At 69.3% G+C, this 23239-nt stretch carries 29 protein-coding genes and 1 pseudogene; 22 read left to right on the top strand and 8 right to left on the bottom strand.

What is annotated here, in order from left to right:
* Positions 1 to 197 precede the first annotated feature (197 nt).
* From ACFV7R_RS21955 to ACFV7R_RS21930, 6 genes are all read left to right on the top strand, one after another.
* Entirely contained in the window at positions 198 to 929 is a 732-nt protein-coding gene (locus tag ACFV7R_RS21955; protein WP_385265844.1) for a DUF2993 domain-containing protein, read from the top strand.
* A 197-nt stretch (positions 930 to 1126) separates the two neighbouring features.
* Positions 1127 to 1207, top strand: a complete 81-nt coding sequence (locus ACFV7R_RS21950) for a putative leader peptide (RefSeq protein ID WP_350310325.1) — start codon at positions 1127 to 1129, stop codon at positions 1205 to 1207.
* Positions 1208 to 1332: 125 nt separating this feature from the next.
* Entirely contained in the window at positions 1333 to 2172 is an 840-nt protein-coding gene (locus ACFV7R_RS21945; RefSeq protein WP_385265842.1) for a sulfurtransferase, read from the top strand.
* Positions 2173 to 2225: 53 nt separating this feature from the next.
* Positions 2226 to 2513 carry a DUF1416 domain-containing protein gene (locus ACFV7R_RS21940; protein ID WP_385265839.1) on the top strand — a complete coding sequence of 96 codons (288 nt, stop codon included), beginning with the start codon at positions 2226 to 2228 and terminating at the stop codon, positions 2511 to 2513.
* Between the two features lie 87 nt (positions 2514 to 2600).
* Positions 2601 to 2861, top strand: a complete 261-nt coding sequence (locus tag ACFV7R_RS21935; protein WP_129798550.1) for a DUF3099 domain-containing protein — start codon at positions 2601 to 2603, stop codon at positions 2859 to 2861.
* A gap of 10 nt (positions 2862 to 2871) precedes the next feature.
* Complete coding sequence (locus tag ACFV7R_RS21930; protein ID WP_385265836.1) at positions 2872 to 3258, top strand: VOC family protein; 387 nt, start codon at positions 2872 to 2874, stop codon at positions 3256 to 3258.
* On the opposite strand, the gene ACFV7R_RS21925 is transcribed toward ACFV7R_RS21930, so the two are convergent.
* Positions 3252 to 3614 (bottom strand): DsrE family protein, encoded by a 363-nt coding sequence (locus ACFV7R_RS21925; protein ID WP_385265833.1) that lies wholly within the window; start codon positions 3612 to 3614, stop codon positions 3252 to 3254. The two genes, ACFV7R_RS21930 and ACFV7R_RS21925, sit on opposite strands and share 7 nt — an antisense overlap.
* A 102-nt stretch (positions 3615 to 3716) precedes the next feature.
* On the opposite strand from ACFV7R_RS21925, the gene ACFV7R_RS21920 reads away from it, so the two are divergent.
* The 6 genes from ACFV7R_RS21920 (at position 3717) to ACFV7R_RS21895 (ending at position 8365) form a co-directional block, all read left to right on the top strand.
* On the top strand, positions 3717 to 4451 hold the full coding sequence (locus tag ACFV7R_RS21920; RefSeq protein WP_385265831.1) for a hypothetical protein: 735 nt from the start codon (positions 3717 to 3719) through the stop codon (positions 4449 to 4451).
* A complete protein-coding gene (locus tag ACFV7R_RS21915; protein ID WP_385265829.1) occupies positions 4448 to 5245 on the top strand; it encodes a hypothetical protein in 798 nt (265 codons plus the stop codon). Before ACFV7R_RS21920 ends, ACFV7R_RS21915 begins: the two co-directional genes overlap by 4 nt.
* Entirely contained in the window at positions 5242 to 6105 is an 864-nt protein-coding gene (locus ACFV7R_RS21910) for a hypothetical protein (protein ID WP_385265826.1), read from the top strand. Before ACFV7R_RS21915 ends, ACFV7R_RS21910 begins: the two co-directional genes overlap by 4 nt.
* 236 nt (positions 6106 to 6341) lie before the next feature.
* Positions 6342 to 6917 carry an FABP family protein gene (locus ACFV7R_RS21905; protein WP_385265823.1) on the top strand — a complete coding sequence of 192 codons (576 nt, stop codon included), beginning with the start codon at positions 6342 to 6344 and terminating at the stop codon, positions 6915 to 6917.
* A 31-nt stretch (positions 6918 to 6948) separates the two neighbouring features.
* Complete coding sequence (locus ACFV7R_RS21900) at positions 6949 to 7389, top strand: Fur family transcriptional regulator (protein WP_129798543.1); 441 nt, start codon at positions 6949 to 6951, stop codon at positions 7387 to 7389.
* A gap of 10 nt (positions 7390 to 7399) precedes the next feature.
* On the top strand, positions 7400 to 8365 hold the full coding sequence (locus tag ACFV7R_RS21895; protein WP_385265820.1) for a YgfZ/GcvT domain-containing protein: 966 nt from the start codon (positions 7400 to 7402) through the stop codon (positions 8363 to 8365).
* Between the two features lie 145 nt (positions 8366 to 8510).
* On the opposite strand, the gene dtd is transcribed toward ACFV7R_RS21895, so the two are convergent.
* Complete coding sequence (dtd, locus tag ACFV7R_RS21890) at positions 8511 to 8936, bottom strand: D-aminoacyl-tRNA deacylase (RefSeq protein WP_129798541.1); 426 nt, start codon at positions 8934 to 8936, stop codon at positions 8511 to 8513.
* Positions 8937 to 9103: 167 nt separating this feature from the next.
* On the opposite strand from dtd, the gene ACFV7R_RS21885 reads away from it, so the two are divergent.
* Together ACFV7R_RS21885 and ACFV7R_RS21880 are read left to right on the top strand one after the other, a co-directional pair.
* A complete protein-coding gene (locus ACFV7R_RS21885; RefSeq protein WP_385265817.1) occupies positions 9104 to 9721 on the top strand; it encodes an aerial mycelium formation protein in 618 nt (205 codons plus the stop codon).
* 102 nt (positions 9722 to 9823) lie between these two features.
* Positions 9824 to 11074 carry a GNAT family N-acetyltransferase gene (locus ACFV7R_RS21880; protein WP_385265815.1) on the top strand — a complete coding sequence of 417 codons (1251 nt, stop codon included), beginning with the start codon at positions 9824 to 9826 and terminating at the stop codon, positions 11072 to 11074.
* A 189-nt stretch (positions 11075 to 11263) separates the two neighbouring features.
* On the opposite strand, the gene ACFV7R_RS21875 is transcribed toward ACFV7R_RS21880, so the two are convergent.
* Positions 11264 to 11449, bottom strand: a complete 186-nt coding sequence (locus ACFV7R_RS21875; protein ID WP_129798538.1) for a hypothetical protein — start codon at positions 11447 to 11449, stop codon at positions 11264 to 11266.
* 163 nt (positions 11450 to 11612) lie between these two features.
* On the opposite strand from ACFV7R_RS21875, the gene ACFV7R_RS21870 reads away from it, so the two are divergent.
* Positions 11613 to 12521, top strand: a complete 909-nt coding sequence (locus ACFV7R_RS21870; protein WP_385265813.1) for a FadR/GntR family transcriptional regulator — start codon at positions 11613 to 11615, stop codon at positions 12519 to 12521.
* 38 nt (positions 12522 to 12559) lie between these two features.
* Here the strand turns inward: ACFV7R_RS21870 and ACFV7R_RS21865 are convergent, their stop codons facing one another.
* Complete coding sequence (locus ACFV7R_RS21865) at positions 12560 to 12748, bottom strand: hypothetical protein (RefSeq protein ID WP_385265810.1); 189 nt, start codon at positions 12746 to 12748, stop codon at positions 12560 to 12562.
* A 159-nt stretch (positions 12749 to 12907) separates the two neighbouring features.
* On the opposite strand from ACFV7R_RS21865, the gene ACFV7R_RS21860 reads away from it, so the two are divergent.
* Entirely contained in the window at positions 12908 to 13786 is an 879-nt protein-coding gene (locus ACFV7R_RS21860; protein ID WP_385265807.1) for a GntR family transcriptional regulator, read from the top strand.
* Positions 13786 to 14535 carry an HAD family hydrolase gene (locus ACFV7R_RS21855; RefSeq protein WP_385265804.1) on the top strand — a complete coding sequence of 250 codons (750 nt, stop codon included), beginning with the start codon at positions 13786 to 13788 and terminating at the stop codon, positions 14533 to 14535. Before ACFV7R_RS21860 ends, ACFV7R_RS21855 begins: the two co-directional genes overlap by 1 nt.
* Here the strand turns inward: ACFV7R_RS21855 and ACFV7R_RS21850 are convergent.
* The gene (locus tag ACFV7R_RS21850) at positions 14526 to 14708 is read right to left on the bottom strand and encodes a hypothetical protein (RefSeq protein ID WP_385265801.1); all 183 of its coding nucleotides are present in this window, start codon (positions 14706 to 14708) and stop codon (positions 14526 to 14528) included. The two genes, ACFV7R_RS21855 and ACFV7R_RS21850, sit on opposite strands and share 10 nt — an antisense overlap.
* A 145-nt stretch (positions 14709 to 14853) precedes the next feature.
* Here ACFV7R_RS21850 and ACFV7R_RS21845 point away from each other — a divergent pair, with 145 nt between their 5' ends.
* From ACFV7R_RS21845 to ACFV7R_RS21835, 3 genes are all read left to right on the top strand, one after another.
* Positions 14854 to 15756, top strand: a complete 903-nt coding sequence (locus ACFV7R_RS21845) for a winged helix-turn-helix domain-containing protein (RefSeq protein WP_385265867.1) — start codon at positions 14854 to 14856, stop codon at positions 15754 to 15756.
* A gap of 212 nt (positions 15757 to 15968) precedes the next feature.
* Complete coding sequence (locus ACFV7R_RS21840; protein WP_385265799.1) at positions 15969 to 18173, top strand: phosphotransferase family protein; 2205 nt, start codon at positions 15969 to 15971, stop codon at positions 18171 to 18173.
* Between the two features lie 82 nt (positions 18174 to 18255).
* The gene (locus ACFV7R_RS21835; RefSeq protein WP_385265796.1) at positions 18256 to 19143 is read left to right on the top strand and encodes a hypothetical protein; all 888 of its coding nucleotides are present in this window, start codon (positions 18256 to 18258) and stop codon (positions 19141 to 19143) included.
* Between the two features lie 39 nt (positions 19144 to 19182).
* On the opposite strand, the gene ACFV7R_RS21830 is transcribed toward ACFV7R_RS21835, so the two are convergent.
* Positions 19183 to 20028: a nitroreductase/quinone reductase family protein gene (locus ACFV7R_RS21830; protein WP_385265864.1), complete on the bottom strand. Its 846-nt coding sequence runs from the start codon at positions 20026 to 20028 to the stop codon at positions 19183 to 19185.
* Positions 20029 to 20211: 183 nt separating this feature from the next.
* On the opposite strand from ACFV7R_RS21830, the gene ACFV7R_RS21825 reads away from it, so the two are divergent.
* A complete protein-coding gene (locus tag ACFV7R_RS21825; RefSeq protein ID WP_385265794.1) occupies positions 20212 to 20697 on the top strand; it encodes an HAD domain-containing protein in 486 nt (161 codons plus the stop codon).
* 11 nt (positions 20698 to 20708) lie between these two features.
* On the opposite strand, the gene ACFV7R_RS21820 is transcribed toward ACFV7R_RS21825, so the two are convergent.
* A complete protein-coding gene (locus ACFV7R_RS21820; protein WP_385265861.1) occupies positions 20709 to 21650 on the bottom strand; it encodes an NAD(P)-dependent oxidoreductase in 942 nt (313 codons plus the stop codon).
* Between the two features lie 30 nt (positions 21651 to 21680).
* Here ACFV7R_RS21820 and ACFV7R_RS21815 point away from each other — a divergent pair.
* A pseudogene (locus ACFV7R_RS21815) lies at positions 21681 to 22022 on the top strand (winged helix-turn-helix transcriptional regulator); the annotation flags it as partial.
* Positions 22023 to 22813: 791 nt separating this feature from the next.
* Here the strand turns inward: ACFV7R_RS21815 and ACFV7R_RS21810 are convergent.
* Entirely contained in the window at positions 22814 to 23152 is a 339-nt protein-coding gene (locus ACFV7R_RS21810; protein WP_385265792.1) for a winged helix-turn-helix transcriptional regulator, read from the bottom strand.
* Positions 23153 to 23239: the final 87 nt, after the last annotated feature.

Below are 23239 nucleotides of genomic sequence, written 5' to 3'. Positions count from 1 at the left end.
ACCTGATAACTCAGACACGCTCGCAGACACCCGAACCACCCCCCCGGGGACCACCACTGGGCAGCCTACGCCCGTGACCTAAAGCAACGGCATTGGGTCTAGGGCCTGTTGTCACAGGTGATCGACAATTCCGCGGTGGGCCTTCCCGGCCGGGTTACCGTGACCCCTCGACCTGAAGACCGACGAGGTGGGGGAACATGCGCGCGCTGCGAATACTTCTGATCGTCGTCGTGGTCCTCGGCGGCCTGTTCGTGGCAGCCGACCGCCTCGCCGTGAACTTCGCCGAGGGCGAGGTCGCGGACCGGCTGAAGACCACCGAGAACCTGGCCGCCACCCCGGATGTGTCCATCAACGGCTTCCCGTTCCTCACCCAGCTCGCCGGCAGCACGCTGGACGACGTCGAGGTCGGCATCAAGGACTACGAGGCGGCCGCGGGCGACGGTGAGCGGATCCGCATCGACGACCTGACGGCGAACATGAAGGGCGTCGAGTTCTCCGGCGACTACAGCTCCGCCACGGCCGCCTCCGCCACCGGCACGGCGACCATCGCCTACGACGAGCTGCTCAAGGCTGCCAAGTCCGAGCCCACGGAGGTCGCTCCCGGCGTCACCGCCCGCGTGGTGAGCCTCTCCGACGGCGGCAACGGCAAGATCAAGGTCGGGCTGGAGGTCGAGGCCCCCGTCATCGGCACCAGGGAGATGTCCGTGCTCAGCACCGTCAGCGTCAAGGGCGACACCGTCGAGGTGCGCACCGACTCGCTGCCGGACCTGGCGGGCCTCGACCTCGCCGAGGACTCGGTCCGCGAGATCACCGACTTCCAGCAGGCCATCGACGACCTTCCCGGCGGCATCCAGCTCGACAAGGTCGAGGCGGCGCCGAACGGGGTGGAGATCTCGGTGCAGGGTTCGAACGTGCAGCTGGCCGGGTAGGACCAGCCCGGACGGCGTCCGGCTGTCCGACAGGCGAGACGACCCGTCCGCACCGCAGATGTGGCGGCGTGCACAAGCGCCCGGGAGCCGTGCCACGGCGCTCCGGGCGCTTCTTCGTTCTCGTATGTCGGACGATCCCGTCTCACGATACGACACACCGGTGACATGCCCGCCCGACCGTCCCTAAGCTCGACGCCATGAAGCGACAGGCGGATCTCACGAAGCGGCGGGCAGTAGACCTGTGCCGCGTTGCCGCCATGCTCTGTCGCACCTTCTGAGCGGAAGCCCCGACTTCCGCGTTCCCCTGCCCTGATTCAGGGCATCCGTGCGCCGCGCCGGCCCCGGCATCAGCGCACCCTCGCACTCGCACGCCCCGCCGCAACTGCCCCGGAGGAGAAAGAGCATGAGCCGCAGCGACGTCCTGGTAGACGCCGACTGGCTGCAGGAGCACCTGGACGACCCGAACATCGCCATTGTCGAGGTCGACGAGGACACCACCGCCTACGAGAAGAACCACATCCGAGGCGCCATCCGGATCGACTGGACCAAGGACCTCCAGGACCCGGTCCGCCGCGACTTCATCGACCAGGAGGGCTTCGAGAAGCTCCTCTCGGCGAAGGGCATCGGCAACGACACGCTGGTGATCCTCTACGGCGGCAACAACAACTGGTTCGCCTCGTACGCCTACTGGTACTTCAAGCTCTACGGCCACGAGAACGTCAAGCTGCTCGACGGCGGCCGCAAGAAGTGGGAGCTGGACGCCCGCGAGCTGGTCGAGGAGGTGCCGGAGCGTCCGGCCACCACCTACAAGGCCAAGCCGCAGGACACCTCCATCCGCGCCTTCCGTGACGACGTGGTCGCCGCCATCGGTTCGCAGAACCTGGTCGACGTCCGCTCGCCCGACGAGTTCTCCGGCAAGCTGCTCGCCCCGGCGCACCTGCCGCAGGAGCAGTCGCAGCGTCCCGGTCACGTCCCGACCGCCCGCAACATCCCGTGGTCGAAGAACGCCAACGACGACGGCACCTTCAAGTCGGACGAGGAGCTCAAGGAGCTCTACGCCGACGAGCAGGTGGACCTCGCCAAGGACACCATCGCCTACTGCCGTATCGGTGAGCGCTCGGCCCTCACCTGGTTCGTACTGCACGAGCTGCTCGGCGTGCAGAACGTCAAGAACTACGACGGTTCCTGGACCGAGTACGGCTCCCTCGTCGGCGTGCCGATCGAGCTCGGCGCCGGCAAGTAACCAACCCCGACCGACCTTTCCAGGCCTTTCTGGACCTCTTCAGGAGAAACGACATGTGTGGAGCGAAGGCCGGCGGCCCCGACGCCTCGACGATCAAGCCCGGTGAGACCACCATCCAGGGCCAGGTGACGCGTGACGGTGAGCCGGTGACCGGCTACGTCCGCCTCCTGGACTCGACCGGCGAGTTCACGGCGGAGGTCCCCACCTCCGCGACGGGCCAGTTCCGCTTCTACGCGGCCGAGGGCACCTGGACCGTCCGCGCCCTCGTCCCCGGCGCCACCGCCGACCGCACGGTCGTCGCCCAGCAGGGCGGCCTGGCGGAGGTCGCGATTACGGTCTGACGGCACCCGTACGACGAAGGGCCGCGGCCCCCGGGTTGGACGCCTGGGCCGCGGCCCTTCGGCGTGTTACGGGCCTACCCTGGAGTCATGTACGCACGGCGGCGTCACGTCTACTTCGCCATGATGGGAACGTGCCTCACGCTCTTCGTCCTGGCGTGGGGTGTGGTGCGCCTGTGGTCGACGGCGGCCGCCGTGGCCATGTGCGTGGTCGCCATGGTCATCCCGCCCGTCGCCGCGATGATCGCCAACCGCCGGGGTCCGGAGGACCGCTGGTGGGACGACCCGTCCGGGGACCCGCAGTCGGACGAGTGGTGGGACGAGCTGGACGGCAAGAAGCGGCCGCGGTAGGAAGACGTGCATGTCGCCTACGAGGCTGTCCACCGTGGTGCTCGACGCGCACGACGCGCATGAACTCGCCGGCTTCTATCTGCGGCTGCTCGGCTACGAGGTGCGTGCCGAGGAGCCCGACTGGCTGCTCATCGGCCCGCCGCCCGGCACCGAGGGCCTGGCCCTGGCCTTCGAGACCGAACCCGAGTACGTACGGCCCCTCTGGCCCACCAGGAACCCCGGCGACCAGCAGATGATGCTTCACCTGGACATCGAGGTCGACGACCTGGAGGGCGAGACGCGGCGCGCCGTGGCCGAGGGGGCCACGCTTGCGGCGTACCAGCCGCAGGACGACGTACGGGTGCTGTTCGACCCGGCGGGGCACCCCTTCTGCCTGTGGACCGAGACCGGTCAGTAGACCAGCGCCTGGGTGTCCTCCGCGAGGGACTCCTGCACGAACACCTGCGCACCTGCGATCCGCACGCCCTCGATGACGTCCTTCTCCGTGATGTCGCGGCGGGCCGCGCACTGGGTGCACAGCGTCAGCCGGCCGCCCACCAGGACCGACTCGATCAGCTCGGGCAGCGGCGCCGCGTGCGGCAGCTCGAACTCGGCCGCGCGGCCCGGCAGGGCGAACCACGCGGACTCGCCGGTCAGCCATACGGAGACGTCGACCCCACTCGCGACGGCCACCGCCGCCACCGTGAACGCCTGCGAGCAGCGTTCGGGGGCATCGGCCCCCGCCGTCACCTTGATCACGAGCTTCTTCGCCATGGCCGAATCGTAATCAACGCGGATGCAACTCCCTGCGCGGGCCGTGAGTCCCCTGTGCGCGCGGATACGGAATCCACGCTTCACGTTCTGTGGGGGGACGTCTTGGAAGATCCCGAAAAGCCACCCCGGCCGCGGCGGCGCGGGCGCACTGCCCTGCTCCTCACCGGTGCCGCCGCGCTCGGCCTGGTCGCCGGCACCTGCGCGGGTTACCTCGTCCAGGTCGACCGCGAGCCGACGAGGCTGCCGCCGCTGTCCCAGCCGGTGCTGACGCAGGTGAAAGGCCCGGCGCCCGAGCCGCTTTCGGCCGAGCGGGACGGCAAGCTCCGCACCGACGGCGACCTGCGCAAGCTGTTGCTGAAGAAGCCGGCGGGGGCGAAGGAAGCGGACTGGGTGGCCTTGTCGGACGGCTGGGTGGACATCGCCGCCTATGCCGACTACTTCACGGAGCCGGGCGACAAGTTCAGCTCTCTCGTCACGGACGAGTTCCGCAGGGCGGCTGTCGCCAGCTGGGACGTCGGCAGCTCGTACAGCGTGGAGATCCGCCTGGTGCAGTACCGACAGGAAGACTCCCTGGCCGCCCTCGACGCCAGCCGCAACCACCAGGAGTGGGCGGAGCACGAGCCCGCAACCGACAGCTGGGCCGTCCCCGGCACCGGGGACGGCATGGTGTACGTCCACAATCAGCCGGAGACGTTCCCGGGATACGAGTCGCTGTACAGCGCCGAGGCGCATGCCTGGCGCGGGGACATCGTGATGGAGATCGGGGTCTGGGGCAACCGGCCGATCGCCAAGAAGACGATCATGGATCTGGCCGAGCGGCAGATGGAGCGGCTGTGAGTGAAACCGAATCACCGGAGCAGCCGGCGGAGACGCAGCCCGAGGCTCCGGTGCGCAAGCCCGCGCGGCGCGGGCGTATCGCGGCAGTCGTCGGCTCCGTGCTGCTCGCCGGGGCGCTGATCGCAGGCGTGGGCGCGACCGTCGTGACCGTGAAGGACGCCGACCGGGACGCGGGTGCCCCGCGCTGGAAGTTCCCGAAGGCCACTGCCGAGGACAAGAAGGCGCCGACCCCCACGGGGCTCGCCGCCGTGCTCGTGCCATACGGCGACGGCTGGGTCCGAGGACCCGACCTCGGGCGGTTCGGCTCCGACGTACAGCTCAGCGGCGCGCAGGCCACGGCGCTGCGCAAGGAGTCCCTGCGTGGCCTGCCCCGCACTGTGCGCAAGGAGCTGGAGAAGTACATCGACCGGCAGCACACCAAGGGCATGGCGATGCGCAGCTACTTCAGCGGGGATGCGATGCCGGGCCTGTGGAACGAGGAGATCTACTCGGTGAACATCGTGCTGGCGCAGATGGGGGACAGGGCCGCAGTCCGCGACGCCTCGGAGTCCCAGCGGAGGCTCTTCGGCGCGGGCCGAAAGGGCCCGAAGATCAAGGGGCACAAGGACGCCGAGTGCTTCCTGGGGGCCGAGGGCGACGAGGAGGACCTCGTCAGGATGTACTGCTCAGGCCATGTCGGCGACGTCTTGGTCACGGCCACCGCGTACGGCGCCGCCACGCTCGACAGCGACGGAGTCGCCGCGCTCCTGCGCACCCAACTCGACCGGATCGCCGAGCCGGGAAAGGCGATATGAGCGACCAGACCACTCAGCCCGAGGCACTCACCGAGCCCGTGCAGCCCCCCGAGGCCCCGGCACCCGCCCCGGCCCCCGCGCCCCGGGACCGCCGCGTCCTGCGTGCCATAGGGCGCTGGACCGCCGCCGTGGCCGTGTTCGCGGCCGTCGGCACGGCCACGGCGTACGGGATCGCGGGCATGGAGCGCACGGACGTCCCGGGCCTCGCCACCGAGTCGGACGGGCGCTGGGCCTACCCCAAGCTGACCCGGCCGCCGCTGCCCTCCGGCAGCCCCGGGCCCTTCGCCGACGGCAACACGGCCGGCACGCACCACGCCGATCTGCGGGCCCTCGTACTGCCCGGTCCCGCCGGGGCGACGGAGGACAAGGCGCTGCGCGGCTCGGACGGCTGGCTGGCGACGAAGGACTACCTGGCCGAGTACGCGAACAAGGAGGACCGCGAGGAGCTGCGGCAGAAGCTGGTCGACACCGGCCTGCGGCACATCGCCGCCCGCGGCTGGACCACGCCGGACGGCACCCGGACCCGGATCTACCTGCTCCAGTTCGGCACGGCCCAGATGGTGGAGGCGGAGATCGCGAGCGACGCCGTCGCGTTCACCACCCCGACGTACCCGCTGAAGGGCGCCCCCGACGCGACGCACGACGCCACCTACGACGAGAAGTTCCCGGAGGCCGCCGCCGTCGCCGGGATCGAGCGCACCGCCTACTTCGAGCCCAAGCCCTACGGCGCCGAGCAGGTCCGCCAGGCCTACCTCACCGCGGGTGACGTCTACGCGGTGATCCTGCAGTCCGGAAAGGGCGGCGTGGCGGCCGTTCCCTTCCAGCAGACGGTCGTCCTGCAGAGCCAGCTGCTCGGTTGAGGGCGTACCTCACAAGGAGCGCCGGGCCCCACCCGCGTAAGCTGGGGCCCGGCCCCGTGCACCACGCACCTCCGCTCACCAAGGAGCATCCCGTGATCGTCTTCTTCGAAGTCCTTCTGGTCCTGGTCTGCGTCGGCGTCCTCGCCTTCACCGGCCTGGCCGTGAAGAAGCTGTACCAGGGCCAGCGCTGACCATCGCCATAGCCATCACCGACGTACGAGACTTCTGAGCTGATCATGATCGAGATCCCGTCCGACCTCCACAAGGACCTCGTCCCGCTTGCCTTCCTGCTCGGCAACTGGGCGGGCGCGGGTGTGCACGACTTCCCCGGTGCCGAGAAGTGCAACTTCGGGCAGGAGGTCACCTTCACGCACGACGGCCGGGACTTCCTCGAGTACCAGTCCCACACCTGGGTGCTGGACCAGGAGGGCAACAAGGTCAGGCCGCTGGAGTCCGAGCACGGCTTCTGGCGGATCGACGCCGACCGCAAGGTCGAGGTCACGATGACCCGCGACGACGGCGTCATCGAGATCTGGTACGGCGAGCTGGCCGACCAGAAGCCGCAGATCGACCTGGTCACGGACGCGGTCGCACGCACCGCGGCCTCCCGCCCCTACAGCGGCGGCAAGCGGCTGTACGGCTACGTCAAGAGCGACCTGATGTGGGTCGGCGAGAAGCAGACGCCCGAGGTCGAGCTGCGGCCGTACATGTCGGCCCAGCTGAAGAAGGTCGTCACCCCGGAGGACGTGGAGCGCTGGGCGAAGGCCCTGCCGGACGATATGCCGGACGACGGCATCGCCTTCTTCAGGTAGGCCTTTCCTCATCTGGCTCTAGACTTCCAGTGTGGTGAGCACCGACTGGAAGAGTGACCTCAGGCAGCGCGGCTACCGGCTGACGCCGCAGCGGCAGCTCGTGCTCGAAGCCGTGGACCACCTGGAACACGCGACACCCGACGACATCCTCGTGGAAGTACGGAAGACGGCGTCGGGGGTCAACATTTCCACGGTCTACCGGACGCTGGAGCTGCTGGAGGAGCTCGGGCTGGTCAGCCACGCGCACCTCGGGCACGGCGCGCCCACCTATCACCTGGCCGACCGGCATCACCATCTCCACCTCGTCTGCCGCGACTGCACGAACGTCATCGAGGCCGATGTGGAGATCGCCGCCGATTTCACCGCCAAGCTGCGGGAGCGCTTCGGCTTCGACACCGATATGAAGCACTTCGCGATCTTCGGCCGGTGCAAGGACTGCTCGGCTGCGAGGAGTTCACCTACCGAGTCGTAGGCTTGGGCGTATGAAGAGCCCCCTGCTGTCCCTGCCCGGCGCCGTCCCCGCCGAGGGTGTGGACGAAGGCGTCGCCGCCCACTACGGCGACCTGTTCCGCGAGCAGCGTGCCCTCGCCGGCGGCACCGGCTTCGTCGACCTCTCGCATCGCGGAGTCGTCGCCGTGTCCGGCGAGGACCGGTTGAGCTGGCTGCATCTGCTGCTCACCCAGCACGTCAGCGACCTGCCCGTGGGCGAGGCCACCGAGGCACTGATCCTGTCCGCGCACGGCCACATCGAGCACGCGCTGTATCTCGTCGACGACGGCGAGACCGTCTGGGCGCACATCGAACCCGGCACCCAGGACGCACTGATCGCATACCTGGAGTCGATGAAGTTCTTCTACCGGGTGGAGGTCGCCGACCGGACGGCCGACTTCGCGGTCCTGCACCTGCCGGCCGGTTCGATCGCCGAGGTGCCGGAGGGCACCGTCGTACGGGAGACGGCGTACGGGCGTGATCTGTTCCTGCCGCGCGCGGACCTCGAGTCGTACGCCGAGAAGGCCGGTCCCCCGGCCGGGATCCTGGCGTACGAGGCGCTGCGCGTCGAGCAGCACCGGCCGCGGCTCGGCTTCGAGACCGATCACCGCACGATCCCGCACGAGCTGGGCTGGATCGGCACCGCCGTGCACCTCCAGAAGGGCTGCTACCGGGGCCAGGAGACCGTCGCCCGGGTGCAGAACCTGGGCAAGCCGCCGCGCCGGCTGGTCTTCCTGCACCTGGACGGCAGCGAGGTGCATCTGCCGACGCACGGCACCGAGCTGCGCCTCGCGGACGACGGCCCCGACGGCCGCAAGATCGGTTTCGTCACGACGTCCGTACGCCACCACGAACTGGGCCCGATCGCCCTCGCCCTGGTGAAGCGAAACGTCCCGGTGGACGCACGGCTGGTGGCCGACACGACGGCGGCGGCGCAGGAGGTCGTGGTCGAGCCGTAGCACCTAGTAAGCCGCGGGCAGTCGTGCCTCCCCCAGTGCCTTAAGGGCCTGGGGGGACCCCCAGGGCGGCACGGGTGGGCGCGGGCGGCACCCCGCAGCGCCGGGCTGCGCACCCCACCCCACCCCAGCCGCAACGCCAGCCGGCTCACATCTCCAGCAGCACCGTAAACGGCCCGTCGTTCGTCAACGACACCCGCATCCGCGCCCCGAACCGCCCCGTCGCCACGGTCGCCCCCAGCCCCCGCAACTGAGCGACCACCTCGTCGACCAGCGGCTCGGCCACCTCGCCGGGCGCCGCCGCGTTCCAGGTGGGCCGCCGCCCCTTGCGGGCATCGCCGTACAGGGTGAACTGGCTGATCACGAGCAGCGGAGCGTCGACGTCGCTGCAGGACTTCTCGTCGTGCAGCATCCGGATCGACCAGAGCTTGCGAGCGAGCTGGGCCGCCTTCTCCTTGGTGTCCTCATGGGTCACGCCGACCAGGACACACAGCCCCTCGCCGATGATCTCCCCGACGGTCTCGCCGTCCACGACGACGCTCGCGCCGTCCACCCTCTGCACCACTGCACGCATACGACCATCATGCCGGTCTGCGCCATCCGGCTTCGCAGATGGTCCGTACCAGCACTCTTTTTGATCCCTAACCCCCATCTGGGGTCGTTCGGGGGCACTAAGTCCCATACGGGCCACTTGGGGTGGCACGATGTTGCCCCAGCCGGTTGAGGGGACGGTAGAGGCACATGAGCACACCGAGTACCGGGCAGCCACCTGTGGTTGTCTCGTTGACCCACGCGGGAGGCGGAGAGTCACTCCGGCCGCCCGTACAGCGCACCGACAGCCCGCAGCTGCCCCCGGATCCGCCCGAGCACGATCTGACCGCGCTCAGCCTGCCCGAACTACGCATCCTGCGCCGGGACGCCCAGCGCGACGAGGCCGACCTCAGTTACGTACGCCGGCTGCTTCAGGGGCGGATCGACATCCTGCGCGCGGAGCTGGCCCGACGCGGGCCGAAGTCCCTGCTGGAGGCGGGCGAGGCGTCCGTCGTCGAGCGGCTCTCGGAGATCCTCACCGACGCCCCCGCCCGGCACCGCTCCTCCGCCCGCCATGTGACGCTGGGCACCCCGCACAGCGAGGAGTACCGGCGGCTGGCCGCCGAGATGCTCGCCGAGGTCGAGCTGTCGGCCCTGGATGCACGGACGGACCTGGAGCTGACCACCGCGATGGGGCGTCTGGTGCGCTACGAGCAGCAGGTGTCCCGGCGCAGGCAGCGGCTGCAGCGGACGGCAGACGGCTGCAGCGCGGAGATCGCCCGCCGCTACCGTGAGGGGGAGGCGCAGGTCGACGACCTGCTGATGTGACGCGGTGGGGAGAAGCGGGCGGTTCTCGGGCGGTCTTCTGATCCGCCCACCCGCCGTCAAATCCCCGCGACACCCCGACCCGCGTACGCCTACGGTGGCCCCATGAGCAGCCGTGACGACCTTGCCGTACGCCCGATCACCGAATCCGACTTCGAGGACTGGCATCGCGCCCTGAACGTCGGCTTCCTGCGGGAGCCGAAGCTGACGGAAGAGCAACTTCAGGCCCGCCGTCACGAGTTCGTGCCGGGCAGGCTGCTCGGTGCGTTCGACGGCGAGCGGTGTGTCGCGACGTTCCGGTCCTTCGCGCAGGAACTCACGGCCGTGGGCGGCGCCGCCGTCCCCGCCGACGCCATATCCAATGTCACCGTCACCCCCACGCACCGTCGCCGCGGCCTTCTCAGCCGCATGATGACCCAGGACCTGGCGGCGGCGAAGGAACGCGGGGACGTCGTCGCGACCCTGATCGCCGCCGAGTACCCGATCTACGGCCGCTACGGTTTCGGACCGGCCACCTGGACGACCGAGTGGACCATCGACGTGCCCCGCACCGGCCTCGACCCCCGCTGGTCAGGCCCCGAGGACGGCGGCCGGATCGACGTCGTGGACGGCGAGGACATCCGCAAGCTCGGCCCCGAACTGCACGAACGGCTGCGCCGCGCCCAGCCCGGCGCGGTCAGCCGCAAAGAGCTGTGGTGGCGGTACAACACCGGCGCCCTGCGCTACAACGGGTCCTGGACCGAGCCCTTCTACGCCGTCCACCGCTCGGCCACCGGCGAGGTCGAGGGCATGGTGTCCTACGAGGCCGACGACAGCTGGCACGGCAAGCAGCCGCACAACACCGCCGACGTGAACTGGCTGATCGCGGTGACCCCGGCCGCCGAGCGCGCCCTGTGGCACTACCTCTGCTCGATCGACTGGATCACCCGGGTGAAGACCGGCTGGCGGGCCCCGGACGACCTGCTGCCGCTCTATCTGCCGGACCCGCGTGCCGCCCGTGTCACCACGCAGGCCGACTGGCTGTGGGTGCGGATCCTGGACGTCGTACGGGCGCTTCAGGCGCGGACGTACGAGGGGGAGGGCTCGCTGGTGCTGGAGGTGGTCGACGCGGGAGGGCTCGTGGGCGGACGGTACCGGCTCGAGGCGTCTGCGGCAGGTGCGTCCTGTGTGCCGACCACACAGAGCGCCGACCTCACTCTGGACGTCGGCGACCTGGCGGCGCTGTGGCTCGGGGACGAGTCGGCGGTGCGGCTCGCGACGCTGGGCCGGGTGCAGGAAGCACGAGCGGGCGCCGCCCGGTCGGCCGACGCCCTGCTGCGCACGTCCAGGCGGCCTTGGTGCCCGGACCTGTTCTGAGTGCTCCCTTCTGCCGACGGCGGGTGGACTCATCCGTAGCGTGCTGTTGAGTTGTGGTTGTTGTTCAGTTGTGGCTGTGCGGTGTGCATGTTCCGCTGTTCGGTTGTCGCTGTTCAGTTGTGACTGTGCAGACTGACCGGGCTCCCGGCTCCCCTCCGGAAGGGAGCCCGGCCAGCCGGATCCCGGGCGTCAGCCGCTCTGGGCGAGCAGCATGACGAGGAGCACCGCTCCGATGCCCCCGAGCATGGTGTTCTTGGCCTTGACCCCGATGGTCAGCGCGACGAGGGCGACGAGGCCCATGGGGCCGAACTTCCACTGGACGAACTGCTCGACTCCGATGGCCAGGGCGGCGATGACGAGGGCGATGAGCGGCATTCGGTCCCCCCTTCGGGACTGTTCGACCCTGGTGGCCAACCTCCGGGAAGTATGACCATGTTGTTGAAGTTGGCGACCAACTCCACTGTACTTATCTCCACTTGGAAGCGTCTCATAACCACCTACTTCTGAACTGCCAGAAGATGGCGGGAAGTTGTAGTGTTTGGTTGTGGAGCCGGAACACGCCTCCGTCAATGGGCGGAAGAGGCCACACCCGCCCCAGAAGACACACCGTGACGTGGCAGACGTGCTGCGCGCCCGGATCAGGTCCGGGGTGCTGCAGCCGGGCCAGCGCATGCCCACCCAGGCCCAGCTGGCCGACGAGTTCGGTGTCGAGCGCGCGGCGGTCCGGCAGGCGCTGCGCATCCTGCAGGCGGAGCGGCTGCTCACCAACGTGTCCAAAGGGAGCCCCGCGACCGTGGCGCCCGACCCGGACCGGGCGCTGGCCGGCCCGGGAGCCCCGCCGCAGCCCACCACCGTGGCCCTCGCGCCCCGCATAGCGGCCGCCTTCGCGGCCCCACACGTCGAGATCGACGCCCTGTGCCTGACGTCGATATCCCTCACGCTCTCCATCGGCGAGCCGCTGCGCCGGATCCACGCAGGGCAGCTGAAACCGGCCAAGGTCGACGTCCGGGTCCTGCTGCCGTCCCGGGACATCGACCTCGCCTTCCCGGCGCCGGTGGACCCCGCCGATGCCGACCGGCTGCACGAGCGCTGGCTCGCGATGCGCAACGCCCAGGGCCAGGTCCTCCAGCACAACCTGCTCGCCCTGCGCGCCTCGCACGGCATCGACGTGCATGTCTCCTTCCGTGCGCTGCCGTTCACGCCGCCGGTGAAGCTGTACCTGCTCAACGGCATGGAGGCGCTCTTCGCGTACTACACGCTCCGGCGGCGCGAGGAGGAGATCGACCACGAGCAGCTTCAGCTGTACGACGCCGAGGGCACGCAGTCGATGCTGTTCGCCTTCGAGCAGGGGGCGGGCCTGCGTGACACGACGTTCGTCGAGCAGTCGCACCTGTGGTTCAACGCGCTGTGGGAGACGATCAGTTCGGAGCTGGTGCTCACGAGCTGAGCGCCTCCCGGGTGTGGCTCCTGCGGGGCGCCGGTCGTTCATATGGCGGGGCCGGTCAGGAGAAGTGCGAGCACGACCGCCCCGACGGAGCTGACGGCCGGACTCTTCGCCTTGATGCCTATGGTGAGCAGGAGCAGACCGACGACACCGGTGGCGCCGTACTTCACTTCGACCATCTGCTCGAAGCCGACGACGAAGAGGGCGGAGAGGAGGGCGAGGGCAGGCACGATGGTTCCCCCTTCGGGCGTTGAGGAGGCAAAGCCTCCGCCAACTCAAGCCATTCAGTGCTAAGTTGGTAACCAACTCTGTATAAGTTGTCCCCGCTTGGCTGCTAGCTATAAACAACTTCCAAACAAGTGCCCTTAGATGGCTTTGAGTTGTAACGTTTGGTTGTGACCCAGGAGAACGTGGCAGTGAACGGCATGAGAAGGCTCACGGCCCAGGAGATCGCCGACACCCTGCGGGAACGCATCCGCACCGGCGACCTGAAAGCGGGCGACCGCCTGCCCACCCAGGCCGAACTCGCCGAGGAGTTCGGCGTGGAACGCGGGACCGTCCGTCAGGCCCTGAGGTCCCTCCAGGAGGACGGCCTCCTCACCAACGTCAGCAAGGGCAGCCCGCCCCGCATCGCGGAACCGGCCCCGACGAGGAGCGAACCCCAGCCGACGATGGTGGGCCTGGCTCCGCGCCTGACGGAGGCTTTCGCGGCCCGCAGGGTGCGCATCGACGCCGCCTGTCTGACCGCCGAGACCCTGATGCTGGCACTCGGCGACCCGGTCCGGGCGATCCACGAGGGCCGCGTCCACCCCGAGTCCATCGACGTCCGCATCCTGCTGCCCTCGCGGGACATCAACCTGGCCTTCCCGATCTCGGTCGAGGGCGGCGGCGACGACGACCCCGTCCACCAGCGCTGGCTCGCCCAGCGCAACGCCCAGGGCCACGTCCTTCAGCACAACCTCCGCTCCCTGCGCGCCTCGCACGGCATCGACGTACGCGTCACCTTCCGCGCGCTGCCCTTCACCCCGCCGGTGAAGCTGTACCTCCTCAACGGCACGGAGGCGCTGATCGCGTACTACATGGTCACGCGCCGCGCCGAGGACGACGGGACCGGACCCCTGGACATGTACGACGTCCTGGGCACCGAATCCCTCCTCTTCTCCTTCGAGCAGCATGCCGCCAGCCGGGACGCGGCGTTCGTGGAGCAATCCCAGAAGTGGTTCGACGCCCTCTGGGAAACCATCACGACGGACCTGACACTCTCCTAGTGACTTCTGATACGGCGCAGACTGATGCGGTGACATCTCAGACCGGGAACGAGACCGATGGACTGCGGGAACTGATCACAGGTGCACGTGTGGTGCTCTGGGACTTCGACGGGCCGATCTGCCGGCTCTTCGCCGGGCACTCGGCGGAACGGGTGGCGAGCGATCTGGTGGACTGGCTCGGGGGCCGGGGCCTGCACGGTCTGCTGACCGAGCAGGAACGCGAGTCCCTGGACCCGCACGCCGTGCTGCGCGCGGTCGACCGGCGGCACCCCGGCAGCGACCTGGTCGCCGAGTTGGAGGAACGCCTCACCCATGAGGAACTCAAAGCAGCCTCCTCCGCCATGCCCACCGCCTACGCCGATCCGCTGATACGCACCTGGACGGCCGTGGGCTCCCGGCTGGCGATCACCTCCAACAACTCCCCCCGGGTGATCAGCAGGTACCTGGGGGACCGGGACCTCATCGGCTGTTTCGTGCCGCACATCTACGGCCGTACCGAGGACCTCAGCCGCCTCAAGCCCGACCCGCACTGCCTCATCCGCGCCCTGCGCGCGGTGGGCGCGGCTCCCTCGACCGCCCTGATGATCGGCGACACTCCCTCGGACCTGGAAGCCGCCCGCAGGGCCGAGGTTCCGTTCCTCGGCTACGCGCGTAACCGGCCCAAGGCAAAGCTGCTGGAGGACGCCGGCGCCACACTGGTCGTCCGCTCCCTGCAACCCGTGCTGGATGCGGTGCGCGGTCAGGCCTGAGTCATCAGCAGCACCAGTGCCACCGCGCCTCCGACCGCCAGACCGCTGTGCCGCGCACGGATGCCCACGCCGATCAGGAACAGCAGCCCCAGAGCCACCGCGCCACCTGTCTCCTGCGCGAACAGGCCGCCGCCGATCCTGAGGAGCCCCCCAAGTGTGTGGTGCAGAAGCATGCCCTCCACCTCCCCTCCGCCTGCCATGAAGTGCTCAACTGTCAGTCCAATTGGACTGGTTGGCTGAGTTGGGTCTCCCCGGCCCGGCTGATCGGTTAACCAGCCGGCCGACACGGAAGGCTGGTTGACCGGAATTGGTGTGCTGATGGACGGCAAGCGGTACGGTCAACAGGTGGACGAGCGGCAGCACGGAGCCGGCGAGGGCGGCGGTAGAGAGTTCCAGCGGGTCGCCGACGAACTGCGGGCCCGGATGACGGACGGGCGGTACCCGCTGCGCTCCTTCCTGCCGTCCCAGCGCGACCTCGCCGAGGAGTTCGAGGTCTCCAGGGACACCGTCCAACGGGCTTTGCGCGAGCTGGCCGACGAGGGCTGGATCGAGTCCCGGCAGGGCAGCGGATCGCGGGTGGTCAAGACGCAGCGCATCCAGTCCTCGGCGGCCAAGGCGACCCGGTCGCGCGGCGGCGTGACACTGGGCCCGCTCATCAGCGAGGCCTTCGAGCAGCCCCAAGTCGCCCTGGATGTCTACACGTTGACCTCCGAAACTTTGGACGCGCACATCCGGCTGCAGGCGGAGCGGATCCGTGCCGGCTTCATCGAACCCCGGCATATCGGTCTGCGCATGCTGCTGCCCGACAGGGACCTTCCGCTGCCGTATCCGCGGGTCAAGGGCAATCCGGACGACGCGCGCCTGCGGCAACGCCTGAACGTCATCACCGACCGCCACACCGACTCCCTGCGCGGCGTGCTGGAGGAGCTGCGGACGGAGAAGCTGGTGCCGTCCGTCGACGTGCAGATCCGACATGCGCCCCTGACGCCGGCCTTCAAGCTCTACGTGTTGAATGAGGTCGAGGCGCTGCACGGCCCTTATCAGGTACTCGAACGTCAGTTGGTACTGGACACCGAGGAAGAGGTCACCGCGCTGGACGTTCTCGGTCTCGGCGCCACGCTCACCCACCATGTGAAGGACGCTCATCCGGATTCACCCGGGTCGGTTTTCGTGGACAGCATGCGGGCGTGGTTCGACTCGGTCTGGCGCCTCCTCACGTAGGGGGACCGAGCCGTGCGCTAGCATGCCCCCACCGCATGAGCAAGCGCTCACGTCCGTACGCATGAGGTGGCGGACAGCCACGCTCGAACGACCTGTCGTGGAAAAGTGGCATACCACCCATTTGCCCGCTTTGTGGCGACTCTGGTCGTGCGGAGCATGAGCTGGATCTAACGTTTGCCCCACCCATCCTTGCGTGAAGACCGGAGCGGCCAGTGGGCGCACCTCCAGTTCCCCGACGCCTGCTCGGGGCGCGTGCCGTTGGCGACTTGTCCGCCGCCAAGGCGTTCGTGGCAACCGCGGAGACATGGGGGCAGGCGCGCAGTGGGCATCACAACCAAAATTACGTGATGCCCCTGACGGAGGGCATGGCGCGGCTGCTGAGCCTGGAGGTCGGCACCTCCGTGATCGTACGGATCCGGCGCGATGACGCGGTGCCCGTCGTGATCAGGACATGGCAGGACGAAGCGCAGATCCTCGACGCCATCGGCGGCATCCTGCCGCATGTGCCACAGTGCCTCGCCAAGGGTGACGGGTTCGCGATCCACAGCTATGTGGAAGGTGAACCGCTCTCCAGTGTCTGCCGGAACGGCAAGCCCGTGGACACCATGCTGATGAATGAACTGGTCGGACTGCTCGCGCAGCTGGCTCAGGTGCGCCGAGGTGCGCTGCCCCCTCTCCCGGCATACTGGCCCGGAAACGACACGGACAGTCAGGGTTTCCTCCAGACCCTTGCACGCCAGGCGGACGAGCAGATCCGGCAGCCCAATTGGCCTGCCTTCGGTGGACTGTTCACGGCGCTGGGTATTCCGGAAGACGCAATGGTGCGCCTGCGGGAACGGGTGCCGGTCATGACGCGGAGGCCCTACAGCCTGCTGCACGGGGATCTCCACCGGGACAACGTGATCACGTCGCTCGGCGGTCCTCTGCCCCTCACCTGCGTCGACTGGGAACTGGCAACCTACGGAGATCCGCTGCACGACCTGGCGACCCACCTCGTGCGCATGCAATATCCGTCGTTCCAATGGGGCGAAGTCATCGATGCGTGGGCGGAGGCCATGGGGCGGATCCGCCCGGCAGCCGTGCATGGTCTGGGGAGGGATCTGCGCCACTACGTCGACTTCGAGCGGGCCCAGTCCGTCTACCCGGACGTCATGCGTGCCGCACGTTCCCTGGAGACATCGTTCGAACTGAGGAGCCTGGACGAGGCGACGGCGTCGGTGTCCCGGGCCCTGGAGGCCGCCGCAGAACCACTCCGGCTCAACCGTGTTCCGGGTACCCAGGAGATCGAGACGATCCTCTACCGCTGGCGAGCCTCCCGTCGCGCTGCGACCTGCGGTGCCCACGGCTCGGTCGCGAAGGCATTCGACTGGGAGCCGGACGAGAGGGTGCCGGAGCGGCTCGACTTCCCCCGCACGGCTGTGGCGGAGGCGCTGCGCGAGGAGGGGGCGGCGCCGGCCGGTCGGGTGTTCAAGGGCACCGCACACCTCAACTCCGTGGTCAGGGTGAGAGGTGTCGACTTCCCGGTTGTGGTGCGCCGCATGGCGGCGAACGTCTGCCGTCGAGAACCCCGCTACCTCAGCGAACACGCCGTGCTCCAGGCCATCGAGCAGTCACGGGTCGAAGTGGCGGCGCCGAAGGCCCTCGCGCTGGGCAGAAGCTACCAAGGGGAACCGTTCGCCATTCACACCTATGTCGGGCCTTACGCCGGTTCGCCCGACATGGACCGTCCTCCGAATCACCCGGTGCACGGCCTGCTGCCGCATGAGGCGGACGGACTCGTCGACCAGCTCCGCGCTCTGACCGAGGTGGATTACACGCAGGTCGACCCGACGGCCGGCGAGGGCGGCTTCCACGCCTGGCTGTGCGATCAACTCGTCGCGCTGGTACGTGACTTGCCCAAAGAGTCCCAACAGCTCGCCAGGTTGCTGGGGCTGCCCGACGCCGACCGTCTCAGCCAGATCCTGTCCCGCTACCGGGTGACCCACCGAAAACCGGCGCTGCTGCACGGAGACCTGAACCCGTGGAACCTCGTACGCCGTGACGACCGCTTGGCGCTGACGATCATCGACTGGGAGATGGCCCTTGTCGGTGACCCCCTCTACGACCTGGTTCGGCACATGCACCTCACCCCGACCAGGCCGGAAATCCGGGACCGCATGTTCCGGCGTTGGGAGAGCCGGCTGCCCGACGACTACACCCGGGACTGGCGCAAGGACTGGCGTGTCTACCGGTGGATCGAGATCGTTCGCTCCGCCTACGTGGACCTCGATCGCCTGGTGACGGGGGCCAGCCTGGACGCCCCGAACGTCCGCCGTGCCGTGGACTCGTACGCGATGACCCTGGTTGCCGCCACTGGCTCCCTCGGCCTGCCCCTGCGTGCAACGGCCAACCCGTATCTTGCTCGCGCCCTGGCCTGACGGGACCATGGCAAGGCGAGGCGTGGTGACCGCGGGCATGTGACGCCCCGTCGGCGCAGCGGCACGGGGGAGGAGGCGCGGCATGGCCGTGCGGGGGAGCAGGCGGTCCGACGGCGGCCTGGGCGAGCGGCTGAGACGCTATCAGGAGCGGTTCGAGCCGGTGGTGACCCGTGTCGTGCTGATCGGGATCTTCGTGATCGGCATGACAGCCCAGTTCGTCACGCCGGTCGGGGATGCGCTGGAGGACAAGGTGTATCTCGGCGGCGCTCTGCTGAGCCTCGTCGGCTACGTCCTCTACGACACACTGAAGGACCTCACCTCGTCCGTGCGTGTGCCGAGCCGGCCCCTGGTGAACTCAAGTCAGTTGGGCAGCTTCGTGAGCGACGCCTTCCATGCCCGGAAAGTGGAGATCAGCTTCCTCGGCTACACGGGCGAGACCCTGTTCAACGAGCTCTACCACCGACTCGAGGCCCTGCTCGACAACCCCGGTCCTACCCGTCGCGTCTCGATTCGCATGCTCGTCCCGGACTTCGGACAGCCTATGACCGTGCCGTCCAAGGTGGGCGACGACGGTGCTCCCGTCGACGACGCCGACTTCCGCGAGCGCCTCGAGCGTCGCTGCCGGGAGTACGACGAGATACTGACGGAGCTCGCCGAGCGGCTCACGGCCGCCGGCCGTGTCGTGGTCGAGTCCGAGTACCGCTTGTACCCCGGCATTCCGCGGGACAAGATCTGCATCTTCAACCGGGAGCAGGTGCTGTACGGCCTGTACGACCTGTCCGCCCGCATGCGCATGCAGCACGCAGGCCCTGAGTTCTACGACCCGAAGGGCTACCGAACCGACCTCAACGTCTGGTCCCGGGAAGGTACGCCTGCCGCTGAGACAGCCGTCTCCACATGGAACAGGCACTTCGACAACCTGTGGGCCCTCGCGGCCAGGCCCCGGTGGCGGCACGGGACGGCGGCCTGACGGGCGCCTGCGGTGTGCCGTGCAGGCGCCCGTCGTCGGTCAGGCGGCGGCGTCGAGGAGGGGGATCAACTGCTCCTCCTCGTATGTCAGATGCTCCTCCAGCTCGACCGTGAGGCGTTCGACCTCCGCGCGTGCGACGGCCGGGTCCTCCGCCGCGACCGCCCGGCGCAGTTCCTCGACCAGCTCCGCGATCCGTTCGTGCTCCTCGCGCAGCCGTTCCAGCGTGGGGGTGGAGGCGGGGTGGCGGTCGGCCAGGAACGGGAACAGGCCCATGTCCTCGCCGGTGTGGTGGTTGTGCAGGCCGTGGCAGAAGGTGAGGCAGTTGACGCGCAGCTGTGCGCCGAGCTGCGGGCTGTTGCCGTCGATGCTGCTCATCTCCTGCCGGATCAGGGCCAGTTCCCGGCGGAAGGCGTCGTGGACGACCTTGATCGCCTCCCCCATGGAGCCGGCGTTGATGTTCGGGGGGCCGTCGCCTGCGATCTCGTACAGCGCCACGACCGGTATCACCCGTCGCGTCTTCTCCTGATACGCCGCCCAGCCGGGGTCCGCCTCGACGGCCCGAGCGAAGGCACGGTCGCGCTCCTCGCCGTCCAGCACCACGGCCCGCGCCTGATAGGTGAACGCGCCGCTCTCCACGGTGACTTCGGGGTGGGCGACCAGGTTGTGATACCAGGCCGGGTGTCGGTGGGCGCCGCCCGCGGAGGCGATGACCAGGATGCGTTCGGCGCCGTCGGGGAGGTAGCCGACGGGGGTGGTGTGCTGGGCGCCCGAGCGGGCCCCGGTGGTGGTCAGGAGGATGAGCCGGGCGCCCTCGAAGTGGCCGCCGACGCGGCCTTGGTTGGCGCGGAACTCTTCGATGACCTGCTGGTTGAAGTCGTTGATGATGTCGTTGGGCATGCGCTTCCTTCTGTGTTCCTTCTCTGTCGTCGTCTTCTGGGACGTGTGCGCAGAGAAAGAACGGCGGGCTCCTGGCCCGCCCCGACCTCACTCGGAGGCCGGGCACCCAACTCGCTCGCGGCACTCGGCCGCAAACCCGGCAGTCATGGGGGCACAGTAGCGTAGGTCGTGATGCTCCTCTTCCTGGATATCGACGGGACGCTGCTCCCGTTCGGGGCGGGGGACCCGTACCCGGCGTACGAGACACCCTTCGAGCTGACGGCCGAGGCCGCCGTACACCCCCTGCTGGCCAGGATCGACCCCGCGCTCGGGCCCCGGCTGCTGACGCTGGGGTGCGAGCTGGTGTGGGCCACGACGTGGCTCGACGACGCCAACGCCTGCGTGGCGCCCTGGCTCGGCCTGCCGCCGTTGCCGGTGGTGCACTGGCCGGACGAGCCGGAAGACCCGGGTCCGCTGCACTGGAAGACCCGGTCCGTCGTCGCGTGGGCGGCCGGGCGCCCCTTCGTCTGGCTGGACGACGAGATCACCGGCGCCGACCGGGACTGGGTGGTCGCCCTTCCCCTCCCCGAACGGGCGCTGCTGCACCGCGTCGATCACCGGCACGGGCTGACCGACGACGACTTCGGGGTCGTGGAGGAGTGGCTGGGCGGCCGCTGACGTCGGTTCGCTCAGCGTCGGCCGAGCAGCTCCGTGACCCGGATGTAGCCGTCCGTTCCGTGGCCCAGACCGATCACCCGGCGGGCCTGGCCCTCGACCGCGCGCATCACGCCCGCCTCGATGCCGTGCGCCTCGGAGGCGTCGATCACGTGGGCCATGGAGGACACCGCGGAGGTGATCGGGTTGAGCTCACCGGAGTACGTGCCGTCGTCGGCGTCGCCCGCGAACTCCGCGAAGAGCGGCGGCAGGATCGCGCCGATGCCCTGCGCGAAGGGCGCCAGCTCCCGCCCGGTGATGCCCTCCGCCCGGGCGATCGCCAGGGCGTGCGCGTAGCCCGCCATCGCCGTCCAGAAGATGTCGAGCAGCGCGACGTCGTACGCCGCGGCCCGGCCGATGTCCTCACCGAGGTGCGTGTGGGTGCCGCCGAGGACGTCCAGTACCGGCCGGTGCTCCCGGTACAGCTCCTCGGGTCCGCTGTGCAGGAACACCGCGTCGGGCGTGCCGATGGTGGTGGTCGGCGTCATGATCGCGCCGTCCAGGTAGCGGACGCCGTGCCGGGTCGCCCAGTCGCCCGTGTCGCGGGCGCGGTCCGGGGTGTCGGCGCTGAGATTGACGACGGTACGTCCCTTGAGTGCCTCAACGACGGTGTCCCGGCGCAGGATGGCGTCCGCGGCGTCGTAGTTCACCACGCAGACCACGATCAGTTCGCTCGCGGCGACTGCCTCCTCCGCGGACCGCGCCGTGATCGCCCCGCGGGCGACGAGTTCGCCGTCCCGGCCCGGGGTGCGGTTCCAGACCGTGGTCCGCAGGCCCGCGTCCAGGAAGGCGCCGGCCAGGGCGCGGCCCATCGGGCCGAGTCCGAGGACGGTGACGGCGGACTGGTCGGAGTGGGTGGACATGATGCGACTCCCTTGGATCCCTTGGAATAGCTTGACGTTGCTGCCAGTTGAGATTGCTGACAATCCATGATGAATGGGGCGACAATGACGCGCAGCCGTGCCCGCGACCTGAACGTCTGCGGAGTGACTGCCGCGATCGTCGTGATCGAAGGCAAGTGGAGGACCGCCCTGCTCTGGCTCCTGGAGTCGGGGCCCCACCGCCCCGCCGAACTGCGGCGGAAGCTGCCGGGCCTCAGCGAGAAGGTCCTGACTCAGGCACTGCGGGAGATGGAGACGGACGGGCTGGTGCACCGGGAGGTGCACGACGTGCTGCCCCTGAAGACCGTCTACTCCCTGACCGACTTCGGCCGCGACCTCGCCGAGGCCCTGGCGCCCCTGTCCGACTGGGGCCACCGCCGGCTGGAAAAACTCGCCGAAGCCGAAGCCGAAGCCGAAGCCGAAGCCGAAGCCGAAACCGGGCCCAGGGCCGAAACCGAAGCCGGGCCCAGGGCCGAAGCCGGGGCCGAAACCGAGATCGAACCCGAAGCGATCCGGAAGGCCTCCTGACTGACCACACCCACCTCACCCTCCGGCGGCGCCCTCCGACCGCCTGCGACGAGCCTCTCCCCGGAGGTCCGGTGCTGCCAAGTACGCACAAAAAAGTGGGTACTCCCCGGGCGGCAGCCGGGTCCTGCCATTGCTCGCAGCCGGCCTGCTCCGCCGGACGGTCCCTGGTCCGCGGCGGTGGGTTCCGACAGGACACCCAGGCGCTTACCGGGAACGGCCGACTGTCGTTCCTCGTGCCTGCCCAGCGCCGCGAGGGTCAGGGTCACGGCGACCGATCCGGCCGCCATCAGCGTCATCGCCGTGGCCAGGGACGTCAGTTGGGCCAGCGTGCCCGCGAGGTCGTCGGGGATGAGGGACATCAGGCGAGCGCGGGAAGTCTCCGGCTCGGGCGAGAAAGTCGTCGACGTCTTCGGTGAGGTGCCGGTCATCCGGTCAGCTACCGACGCATCCCGATCCTGTTCACCAGCCCTCGACCGCCTCCAGGCCCCTGGCCCGCTGGATGCGGTGTGGTGGCGCTGCGGCCTGGCCGGTGGGAGACCCTCGGCGCCGCCCTGAACAATCCCCACGACATCGACGCCTGGCACCAGCGCGACGAACAACGCCACCGGCGCGAGGAACAGCGGGAGAAAAGCGGCATGGGGCCGGCCCTCGGCCGACGGTTCGGACGCGTATCAGCCGGTCCGCCCACGCCGGGCACGGGAACCTTCGGCACCCCGTTCTGCGGGGCTTCGCTCGGTGGCTGCGTCGAAGCGGGCCCGGTTCTCCCGGATCTCGTCGTGGTGGATGCCGGCCCAGTCGATCAGGGACACCACGATGTCGTGCAGGGTGAGGCCCAGGGGGGTGAGGACGTACTCCACGCGCGGCGGCACCTCGGCGTAGGCGGTGCGGGTGATCAGGCCGTCGCGATGCAACTGCCGCAGGGTGAGGGTCAGCATGCGCTGGGAGATGCCGGGGATGCGGCGCAGCAGGTCGGTGTAGCGCAGCGGGCCGTCGTCCAGGGCGGCGATCACGAGCGTGCTCCACTTGTCGCCGGCCCGGTCCAGGATCTGCCGGATGGCCTTCCATACGGGCCCATCATGGCGCTACATCCAAAGCGT

Source organism: Streptomyces sp. NPDC059866 (assembly GCF_042731325.1).
GTDB classification, from domain to species: domain Bacteria; phylum Actinomycetota; class Actinomycetes; order Streptomycetales; family Streptomycetaceae; genus Streptomyces; species Streptomyces flavusporus.
The sequence above is the reverse complement of the archived record's forward strand: the minus strand, read 5'-3'. Positions and strand labels throughout refer to the sequence as shown.